Origin of the sequence: Pseudomonas sp. NPDC088429, assembly GCF_044753305.1 — a bacterium.
Lineage (GTDB): Bacteria > Pseudomonadota > Gammaproteobacteria > Pseudomonadales > Pseudomonadaceae > Aquipseudomonas > Aquipseudomonas rustica.
Genome location: NZ_JBIVMX010000101.1, coordinates 1 through 10,023 on the forward strand (window position 1 = coordinate 1; position 10,023 = coordinate 10,023).

The 10,023-nt window shown below is 59.4% G+C and carries 6 protein-coding genes, 2 tRNA genes and 1 pseudogene; 5 read left to right on the forward strand and 4 right to left on the reverse strand.

Annotated features, from left to right (window positions below):
- Positions 1-691: adenylosuccinate synthetase (locus tag ACIP66_RS27080; protein ID WP_400652228.1), on the forward strand; the 691-nt coding region annotated here is incomplete at its 5' end.
- Between the two features lie 139 nt (positions 692-830).
- Positions 831-2,765 (forward strand): methyl-accepting chemotaxis protein, encoded by a 1,935-nt coding sequence (locus ACIP66_RS27085; protein ID WP_159815251.1) that lies wholly within the window; start codon positions 831-833, stop codon positions 2,763-2,765.
- Positions 2,766-2,836: 71 nt separating this feature from the next.
- On the opposite strand, the gene ACIP66_RS27090 is transcribed toward ACIP66_RS27085, so the two are convergent.
- From ACIP66_RS27090 to ACIP66_RS27105, 4 genes are all read right to left on the reverse strand, one after another.
- Positions 2,837-4,402: an ABC transporter permease gene (locus ACIP66_RS27090; RefSeq protein ID WP_400652231.1), complete on the reverse strand. Its 1,566-nt coding sequence runs from the start codon at positions 4,400-4,402 to the stop codon at positions 2,837-2,839.
- Entirely contained in the window at positions 4,402-5,412 is a 1,011-nt protein-coding gene (locus ACIP66_RS27095) for an extracellular solute-binding protein (protein WP_053116776.1), read from the reverse strand. Before ACIP66_RS27095 ends, ACIP66_RS27090 begins: the two co-directional genes overlap by 1 nt.
- Positions 5,413-5,705: 293 nt before the next feature.
- Positions 5,706-5,792, reverse strand: a tRNA-Leu gene (locus ACIP66_RS27100).
- A gap of 181 nt (positions 5,793-5,973) precedes the next feature.
- Positions 5,974-6,060 (reverse strand) — tRNA-Leu (locus tag ACIP66_RS27105).
- A gap of 225 nt (positions 6,061-6,285) precedes the next feature.
- Here ACIP66_RS27105 and rnr point away from each other — a divergent pair.
- The 3 genes and pseudogenes from rnr to ACIP66_RS27120 form a co-directional block, all read left to right on the forward strand.
- Positions 6,286-8,916, forward strand: coding sequence for a ribonuclease R (gene rnr / locus ACIP66_RS27110; RefSeq protein ID WP_400652234.1), 2,631 nt, complete (start codon positions 6,286-6,288; stop codon positions 8,914-8,916).
- Positions 8,913-9,677, forward strand: coding sequence for a 23S rRNA (guanosine(2251)-2'-O)-methyltransferase RlmB (rlmB, locus tag ACIP66_RS27115; protein WP_008078316.1), 765 nt, complete (start codon positions 8,913-8,915; stop codon positions 9,675-9,677). Before rnr ends, rlmB begins: the two co-directional genes overlap by 4 nt.
- Positions 9,678-9,953: 276 nt before the next feature.
- A pseudogene (locus ACIP66_RS27120) lies at positions 9,954-10,023 on the forward strand (30S ribosomal protein S6); the annotation flags it as partial.

The window sequence follows — 10,023 nt, forward strand, 5'->3', positions numbered from 1 at the left end:
GCGTCTGCGTATCAGCCCGTCCTGCCCGCTGATCCTGTCCTTCCACGTAGCGCTGGACCAGGCTCGTGAAAAGGCCCGTGGCGAGCTGAAGATCGGTACTACCGGTCGCGGCATCGGCCCGGCGTACGAAGACAAGGTTGCTCGTCGTGGCCTGCGTGTTGGCGACCTGCTGAACATGCCGCGCTTCGAAGACAAGCTGCGTGAACTGGTGGATTACCACAACTTCATGCTGGTCGGTTACTACAAAGAGCCAGCCATTGAGTTCGAAAAGACTCTGGCCGAGTGCAAGGAATACGCTGAGCTGCTCAAGCCGTTGATGCTCGACGTGACTGCCGAGCTGCACGACCTGCGTCGCGCTATCGATGTGAACAGCATCTCGGGCATCTGCCTGACCAAGCTGGACGTACTCGACGGTCTGGAAACCATCAACATCTGCGTCGGCTACAAAGACGCGCAAGGCAACGCCGTTGCTCCGACCGACGCTGACAGCTACGTAGGCCTGCAGCCTGTGTACGAAGAAGTGCCGGGCTGGACTGAATCGACCGTGGGTGCCAAAACCCTGGAAGAGCTGCCGGCTAACGCTCGTGCCTACATCAAGCGCGTTGAAGAGTTGATCGGCGCACCGATCGACATTATTTCGACGGGCCCGGATCGCAACGAAACCATCGTTCTGCGTCATCCGTTTGCTTGATAAGTCGTTGATGTAAAAAACAAAGGCCCCTTAATCGGGGCCTTTGTCGTTTATGCCTGTCGGACGGCATGACCTTTGCTGTGAAACTTCCTACAAGAGTGCCATCAAATTAATGGCGTCAGAAGTAGAGGTATTCACAGTGTCGGCCGTTCTCTCACTGTTACAAAGCCGTTTGTTGCGCCCGGTATTCGTTACCCTTGGTATCGCCCTTTTGGTGCAAGTGCTGGTGGCCGTCGCCCTGACACGGAGCACCGTCACGGCGCTGGAAGCCGATCTGGCCGTGCGCCTCGGTGCCGACAGCCAGAAACTCTCTGGTGAACTAGAGCAGGCCGGACGTGAAGTCACGTCGAGCCTGGACAATCTTTCCAGCAGCACCCGCCAGCGCTTGACCGCCGGTTTGTCCACGCGTCTGAAGGATGAGCAGGCACAGCTGCGTGCGACTCTGGAAAAAGACCTCAAGGATTCGGCCAATGACATGGCGCAACTGCTCGCCTCCGTTGCGCCGCGCGCGATGTGGGACAGCGACGTGCCGACCCTCTCTGAGTTCGCCCGTCGTGCCCAGCGCAATCCCAACGTGCTGTTTGTGGTGTACGACGATGCCACCGGCCAGCACCTGACCCGTTATCTCAACCGCGAAAACCCGATCAACAAAGCCTTGCTGGAAAAAGGCCAAGGCGAGCGTGCGCTGGATAAAGTGCTGGATGCGGCGAAAAACGATCCGTCGGTTTACTACCTCGAAGCCTCGATCAATCCCAACGGCGTGGAAATCGGCAAGGTGCTGATGGGTGTTTCCACGGCGTCGGTGGAAACCGATCTGGCAGCGCTGGACAAACGTTTCTCGGCGCTGATCGCCAGCAGTGATCAACTGGTCGGCGACAGCCTTCAAGGTGCCGCCGCCGATAGCGCGAAAGCCATGCAAGCGCGTCTGCAATCGGCGCAATCCACCGCTGCTGAAATGAAAGCCAATACCGCCAGCACCGTGCAAGAGGCAGCGGCGACGCTGCGCTGGAGAATCGGTCTGGGCCTGGCGCTGGTCGGCTGCGGCGTGCTGCTGTTGCTGGCCGTGGTGTTGGGCCATCGCGTGGTCAATCGCCTGAAGATGCTCAATGCCGCGATGGATGATCTGGCAGCGGGCGAGGGCGATCTGACCAAGCGGGTGCAGATCAACAGCAAAGACGAAATCGGCGACATGGCCTCGGCGGTCAATCGCTTTGTCGATAAGTTGCAGCCGATCGTGCGCGAGGCGGGCGATGTCGCCCAGCGTACCGGCGTGGAAATCGGCGCGATGACTCTGCGCAATGCTGGTGCCGATGCGGCGGCCGGGATGCAGCGTGATGAAGTGGCGGAGAGTCTGCGCGCACTGTCGCAAATGGCCGACGAGGCACAGTCTGAAAGCCATGCGATGCAGGCGGCGTTGAAGCAGGTGGTGGATATTCGTCAGGCCACTGATGAGAACACGCGCACATCGGCCAAGGTCGGCGGCTTGATTGAGGCGTTGGCGGGACAGGTCGACACCGGAGCGAAGGTCATTCAGCGACTGGCGCAGCAGAGTGAACAGATTGAAGTGGTGCTGACGGTGATCCACGGGATCGCCGAGCAGACCAATTTGCTGGCGCTGAACGCAGCGATTGAAGCGGCGCGCGCGGGTGAAACCGGGCGTGGGTTCGCGGTAGTGGCGGATGAGGTGCGTGCGTTGGCGAGCAAGACGCAAAGCTCTACCGGCGATATTCAGGCGCACATTGTTGCTTTGCAGCAGGGTGCGCGTGAGGCGGTTGAGGCGATTGGTCAGGCCGGGCGTCAGGCTAGCGAAGGCTTGCTGGTGTTGCGCGACAGTGCGCGGTTGCAGCAATCGGTGCAGGCCTCGGTTGAGCAGGTGCATGCGGCGATTGGTCTGGCGACGCAGGCAGCGGCGCATCAGGCGCAAGGCGCGCAGGCGGTGCGTGGGCGGGTTGAGACGATTCATGCGCAGGCCGAGAAAGCGGCGCAGGCGGTAGTGGAAACCACGGCGAGTGGCAAGGTGCTGGATGGTTTGGCTGCGCAGCTGAAGGCGAGTCTGGGGCAGTTCAGGGCTTAGGATCAAAAGATCGCAGCCTGCGGCAGCTCCTACATTAATCTCCTGTAGGAGCTGCCGCAGGCTGCGATCTTTTAGCGGTTCAGATACATCCGCGTCGTCAGCAGATACACCGGCAACCCGGACACCAAAATCAACAACGCCGCGTAAGGCGCCGCCGCCGCAAACTCGACATTCGCGGTATGCGCCCACACCTCGGTCGCCAACGTGTTAAGTCCGGTCGGACTCAGCAGCAGCGTCGCCGTCAATTCCTTCATCGCATCGAGAAACACCAGCGCAAACGCCGCGCCCAATGCCGGGAAAATAATCGGCAACGTCACCCGGCAAAACGCCGTGAACGACGAAGCGCCCAGCGTCCGTGCAGCCTCTTCAAGCTGCGGCGCAGCCTTGTTCAGTGCGGTACGAATCGGTGCCTGCGCCAGCGGCAGAAACAGCAGCGCATAAGCGATCAGCAACAACCCCGAAGTCTGGTACAGCGCCGGCACGTAATGCAGGGCGAAATACACCAGCGTCAGCGCAATCACCAAGCCCGGCAGCGCGTGCAACAGGTACGGCAGACGCTCAGCCCAAATCGCCAATTGGCCTTTGTATCGCACCACCAGCAAACCAACCGGTACTGCCAGCACCAGGCACAACGCCGCGCCGCCCAGCGACAACGCCAGCGACGACAGCAATGCTTCGGTGATCGCCGCTACCGGAAAGGCTGCCGACGAACCGACCGCCAGCCAGTAGGCCAGCATGCCCAGCGGAATCCCGCTGCCGACAATCGCCAGCGCCAGACAATACAACTGACCCAGCGAAGCCCAGCGCCCCAATCGAACCTGCTCAGCCTGACGCGCCGCGCCTTGCCCGGTGCGCACATGCCGGCCTTTGCCCCGCACGCGCAGTTCCAGCCACAACAGCAACAGACACAGCGCCAACAACACCGCGGAAAGCATCGCTGCGTTGGCGTTACTGAATTCCAGCTCGAACTGTTGATAGATCGCGGTAGTGAACGTTTGCAGGCCAATGATCGACAGCGCGCCGAACTCCACCAGCATGTGCAAGGCAATCAGCAGCGAACCGGCCAACAGCGAAGGCCAGAGCAGCGGCAGGGTGACGCGGAAAAACACCCCCCAGCGATTCTGCCCGAGGGTGCGTGCGGACTCTTCAAGGGAGGGATCGAGATTGCGCAGGGTCGCCGCTACCGGCAGAAAGATCAGCGGGTATTTCGACAGGCTCATCACCAGAATCGCCCCGCCCAGCCCTTCGAACTGCGCACTCAAGGAGACCCAGGTGAAGCTGCTGACAAACGCCGGCACCGCGAACGGCAGGCACAGAATCACGCCCCACAAGCGCCGCCCCGGCAAATTGCTGCGTTCCAGCAGCCAGGCCAGCGACAGACCAATCACGCCACAGGTGAGGGTTACGCCAACCATCAATGCCAAGGTATTGCGCAGCAGACCGAACACATACGGCCGCCACAGCAAGTGCAGCGCCTCGGCCCAGCCGGCCTGCCAGGCTTTCAGTCCGACATAGGCGAGCGGCAAAAGGCTGAGCACCACCAGCAGCAACACTGGCAGCACCAGCCAGATCGACGGCCGCTTACGCTTTGGTACGTAACCCCCGCGCGCGGCGGGGGCGGATAACGATGCGGCCATCAGTTCAAGCCAACTTCACGTTCCAGTTCCAGCGCTTCTTCGGCATTGCCCAGATCGGCCGGCGTTACGTTCGGCGCTTCCAGCTCGCTGAACGGCTTGAGCCCGCGATCCGATTCCATGCCTTTGTGCAGCGGGTATTCGGCAGTGGTCTGAGTGATCACGCGCTGACCTTCTTCGCTGGCCATGTAGGCGAGGAATTGCTGGGCTTCTTTTGGATGCTTGCTGGATTTCAGCACGGCAGCACTGGATACGGTGATCAAGCCACCGACATCGCCGCCGGTGAAGTAATGCAGTTTCGAGTCGAGTTTGCCTTTCTCGCGCTGCAGGGCGAACCAGTAGTAGTTGTTCACCAGCACGGTAGCGACTTCGCCGTTTTCCACAGCTTTCAGGGCAACCATGTTGTTGCTGTAGGTTTTGCCGAATGCGCGCAGGCCAGTCAGCCATTCTTCGGCGGCGTCACGACCGTGCAGCTTGATGATCGCTACGGCTTGTTCCTGGAACGCGCCGCTGGTTGGCACGAAACCGACTTTGCCTTGCCACTTCGGATCGGAGAATTCCATCACCGATTTCGGCAGGTCTTTTTCATCGACCAGTTTCGGGTTGTAGGCAACCACGCGAACGCGCGCTGTGACGCCGATCCAGGTGCCGTTGCCGGCTACATATTTTTCCGGAAGCACAGCCAAAGTGGCGTCATCGGTTTTCGCCAGCAGGCCGAGTTCGCCGAGATTATTCAGCGGCGGCGATTCTTCGGTGTAGATCACGTCGGCGGGGGAGCGGTCGCCTTCTTCGATGACCTGGCTGGCGAGCTGATTGCTGCTGCCTTTGCGGACATTGACGTGAATGCCGGTCTTGGCTTCGAAGGCTTTGGCGATCGCGTCGCCGACTTCCTTGTGCTGGCCGTTATAGAGAGTCAGGGAAACCGCATCGGCAGCCTGGGTGAGGGGAGTGGCGAGCGCCAGGCCGAGAAGGGTGAAGGTCAGGCCTCGGCGCAGGGTATTTCGAAACGTCATTCGCAGGGTTCCTCACTGTCGCATTGCAAAAACTTGCAACAATGATAAACGATATTGTTTCTCAAGTGCGCCTTGCGAGAGGCCGCCAGCTCTGATACGGCGGGGTACGCTGAAATGTAGGAGCTGCCGAAGGCTGCGATCTTTTGATCTTGCTCTTTGGAAAAACAAGATCAAAAGATCGCAGCCTTCGGCAGCTCCTACATGGAGATATCAGGGTTCCGGGAGGGCAGAAACGCAAAAACCCGCTTTCGCGGGTTTTTGTGAAATCCAAGGCCGTAACCTTGAATTTGAATTGGTGCCCAGAAGAAGACTCGAACTTCCACGACCTTGCGGTCACCAGCACCTGAAGCTGGCGTGTCTACCAATTTCACCATCTGGGCAATCATCGCTAGCGTTCCCGCTGTTGATGTGGCGCACTATACGGAGCGCTTTTTGATCTGTAAACCCCTGATTTAATTTTAATAAATCGGTTTTAACAAAAGCGTTCCTTAGAATGCAAAAAACCCGCTTTCGCGGGTTTTTGTGTGAGTCTTGAAACTGATCTAGTCTCAAACTCTAAATTGGTGCCCAGAAGAAGACTCGAACTTCCACGACCTTGCGGTCACCAGCACCTGAAGCTGGCGTGTCTACCAATTTCACCATCTGGGCAGTATCGGCAACGCTGTGCGTCGTCGATGGCGCGCACTATACGGAGCGTCTTTTTAACTGTAAACCCCTCTCAGCAAAAAACATGATTTTTTTTACCAGCGGTGGTCAAAACGGCTTTCAAGCAACGTTACAGCCCCGGATACGCGCCTTATAGAGTCGGAAATTTCCCGTTTCATGGCGCCTATGCCAAACTAACCCGCATATAGACAAGGTGAAAACTCTCTAATGGCCGATTGGCAGTCCCTCGATCCCGAGGCCGCTCGTGAAGCGGAAAAATATGAAAACCCTATTCCTAGCCGCGAACTGATCCTGGCGCATCTCGCCGATCGGGGTTCGCCTGCTGCCCGCGAGCAACTGGTCGAAGAGTTTGGTCTGACCACAGAAGACCAGATCGAAGCCCTGCGCCGCCGCCTGCGCGCCATGGAGCGCGACGCTCAACTGATCTACACCCGCCGCGGCACGTACGCGCCGGTCGACAAGCTCGACCTGATCCTCGGTCGCATCAGCGGTCACCGTGACGGTTTCGGCTTCTTGGTGCCGGACGACGGCAGCGATGACCTGTTCATGAGCCCGTCGCAAATGCGTCTGGTGTTCGACGGTGACCGTGCGCTGGCCCGTGTTTCCGGTCTTGACCGTCGCGGTCGCCGCGAAGGCGTGATCGTCGAAGTGGTCTCGCGTGCTCACGAAACCATCGTCGGTCGCTACTTCGAAGAAGGCGGCATCGGTTTCGTCGTTGCCGACAACCCGAAGATCCAGCAAGAAGTGCTGGTCACGCCGGGCCGTAACGCCAACGCGCAGATCGGTCAGTTCGTTGAGGTGAAAATCACCCACTGGCCAACGCCGCGCTTTCAGCCGCAAGGCGATGTGGTCGAAGTGGTCGGCAACTACATGGCGCCGGGCATGGAAATCGATGTTGCCCTGCGCACTTACGACATTCCGCACGTCTGGCCCGAAGCCGTACTGAAAGAAGCCGCCAAGCTCAAGCCGGAAGTCGAAGAGAAAGACAAAGAGAAGCGCGTTGACCTGCGCCATCTGCCGTTCGTCACCATCGACGGCGAAGATGCCCGCGATTTCGACGATGCGGTTTATTGCGAAGCCAAACCGGGCAAGCTGCGCCTGTTCTCCGGCGGCTGGAAGTTGTACGTGGCGATTGCCGACGTTTCCAGCTACGTGAAAATCGGTTCGGCGCTGGACAACGAAGCGCAAGTGCGCGGCAACTCGGTGTACTTCCCCGAGCGTGTTGTGCCGATGCTGCCTGAGCAACTGTCCAACGGCCTCTGCTCGCTGAACCCGCACGTCGATCGTCTGGCCATGGTTTGCGAGATGACCATCTCCAAATCCGGCGAAATGACCGACTACTGCTTCTATGAAGCGGTGATCCACTCCCACGCTCGCCTGACGTACAACAAAGTCAGCGCGATGCTGGAAACGCCGAAAATCACCGAGGCGCGTCAGCTTCGCGGTGAGTACAACGACGTTCTGCCGCACCTCAAGCAGCTGTATGCGCTGTACAAGGTTTTGTTGGCTGCTCGTCATGTACGTGGCGCGATCGATTTCGAAACGCAGGAAACCCGGATCATCTTCGGTACCGAGCGCAAGATTGCCGAGATCCGTCCGACCACCCGTAACGATGCGCACAAGCTGATCGAAGAATGCATGCTGGCGGCCAACGTGGCCACCGCCGAATTCCTCAAGAAGCACGAAATTCCTGCGCTGTACCGCGTCCACGATGGCCCGCCACCGGAGCGTCTGGAAAAACTCCGCGCCTTCCTTGGCGAGCTCGGCCTGTCCCTGCATAAAGGCAAAGACGGCCCGTCGCCGAAGGACTACCAGGCACTGCTGGCGAGCATTAAGGATCGTCCGGATTTCCACCTGATCCAGACTGTAATGCTGCGTTCGCTGAGCCAAGCGGTGTACAGCGCTGACAATCAGGGCCACTTCGGCCTGAATTACGAAGCCTATACCCACTTCACTTCGCCGATCCGTCGTTACCCGGATTTGCTCACGCACCGCGCGATCCGCAGCGTGATCCATTCGAAACAGGACACCCCGCACGTTCGCCGTGCCGGTGCGATGACCATTCCGAAAGCGCGTATCTATCCGTACGACGAAGCGGCGCTGGAGCAACTCGGCGAGCAGTGCTCGATGAGCGAGCGCCGTGCCGACGAAGCGACCCGCGACGTGGTGAACTGGCTCAAGTGCGAGTTCATGAAGGATCGCGTGGGCGAGTCGTTCCCTGGCGTGATCACGGCGGTGACCGGTTTTGGTCTGTTCGTCGAACTGACCGATATCTACGTCGAAGGCCTGGTGCACGTCACCGCGCTGCCGGGCGATTACTACCACTTCGATCCTGTGCATCACCGCTTGGCGGGCGAGCGCACCGGTCGTAGCTTCCGTCTCGGCGATACCGTTGAAGTGCGCGTCATGCGCGTTGACCTCGACGAGCGCAAGATCGACTTCGAGATGGCCGAAAAAACCATCAGCGCGCCGATCGGTCGCAAAAAACGTGGTGCTGAAACTGCTGCGCCAGCCGCGAAGGAAAAAGCCGAAGCGGCTCCTGCAAAAACCGCAGGTCGCCGTCCAGCGAAAGAGAAAGCTCCCGAAGCCTATCGTCCAAGCGACGCTGTGGCGAAAAACGCCGAGCTGCGTAAAAGCCGTGAAATGAAGAAGGCTCTGCTTTCCGACGCCAAAAACGGTGGTAAAGCGGCGCCTGGGGGAAAGACCGGGCGGTCGGCGCCTGAAAAGGCCTCCGGCGGCAAGCCAGCAAAACCGAGCAAACATCGTAAAGGCCCGCCAAAAGCGGGTTCTGCTCCAGCCAAAAGTGGCGGGGCACGTAAACCGAAGGCGAAGTCATGAGTCAGTTGGAAAAAATCTACGGCGTTCACGCGGTAGAAGCGTTGCTGCGTCACCACCCGAAGCGCGTCAAGCAGATCTGGCTGGCTGAAAGCCGCAACGATCCGCGCGTGCAGACGCTGGTTGAGCTGGCCAACGAGAATCGTGTCCAGGTTGGTCAGGCCGAGCGCCGCGAAATGGACGCTTGGGTTGAAGGCGTTCACCAAGGCGTGGTCGCGGAAGTCAGCCCGAGCCAGGTCTGGGGCGAAGCGATGCTCGACGAGCTGCTCGATCGCACTGACGGCGCACCGTTGCTGCTGGTGCTTGACGGCGTGACCGATCCGCACAACCTCGGCGCCTGCCTGCGTTCGGCCGATGCGGCCGGTGCGCTGGCGGTGATCGTGCCGAAAGACAAGTCGGCAACGCTGACACCGGTCGTGCGTAAAGTGGCCTGCGGCGCGGCGGAAGTGATTCCGTTGGTGGCGGTGACCAACCTTGCGCGCACCTTGGAAAAGCTTCAGCAGCGCGGTCTGTGGGTTGTCGGCACAGCAGGCGAAGCTGAAGTCAGCATCTACGACCAGGATCTGACGGGCCCGACCATTCTGATCATGGGCGCCGAAGGCAAAGGCATGCGTCGCCTGACCCGCGAACACTGCGACTATCTGGTGAAGCTGCCGATGGCCGGTAGCGTCAGCAGCCTCAACGTCTCGGTCGCAACGGGCGTCTGCCTGTTCGAAGCCCAGCGTCAGCGCGGCGTAAAAGCCAAGCCTGCTGCCAAGAAATAAGCCCCCTGTAGGAGCTGCCGCAGGCTGCGATCTTTTGATCTTGTCTTTAAAAACAAAATCAAAAGATCGCAGCCTTCGGCAGCTCCTACAGGTGTTCATTGGTGATTGTTCAAATAATCACCAATTGCCTTGCACCTCTTCTGTCCCTTCTCTACAATTGCGCCCCTTGCTGTGAGGGCAGGCACTCATGTGCCCCGCGCCAGCAAGTCCATAAGTGTCATTCACTCCTTGTCTGACCGTTTTTGAGCGGCAGGCTACAACCCGTAAGGAGCATTCATGCGTCATTACGAAATCATCTTTTTGGTCCACCCGGATCAAAGCGAGCAAGTCGGCGGCATGGTTGAGC

Bases quoted from the DNA above. Each gene is read 5' to 3' on its own strand.
- ACIP66_RS27090 (WP_400652231.1), bottom strand. From the start codon at position 4,402: ATGGCCGCATCGTTATCCGCCCCCGCCGCGCGCGGGGGTTACGTACCA.
- ACIP66_RS27095 (WP_053116776.1), bottom strand. From the start codon at position 5,412: ATGACGTTTCGAAATACCCTGCGCCGAGGCCTGACCTTCACCCTTCTC.
- rnr (WP_400652234.1), top strand. From the start codon at position 6,286: ATGGCCGATTGGCAGTCCCTCGATCCCGAGGCCGCTCGTGAAGCGGAA.
- rlmB (WP_008078316.1), top strand. From the start codon at position 8,913: ATGAGTCAGTTGGAAAAAATCTACGGCGTTCACGCGGTAGAAGCGTTG.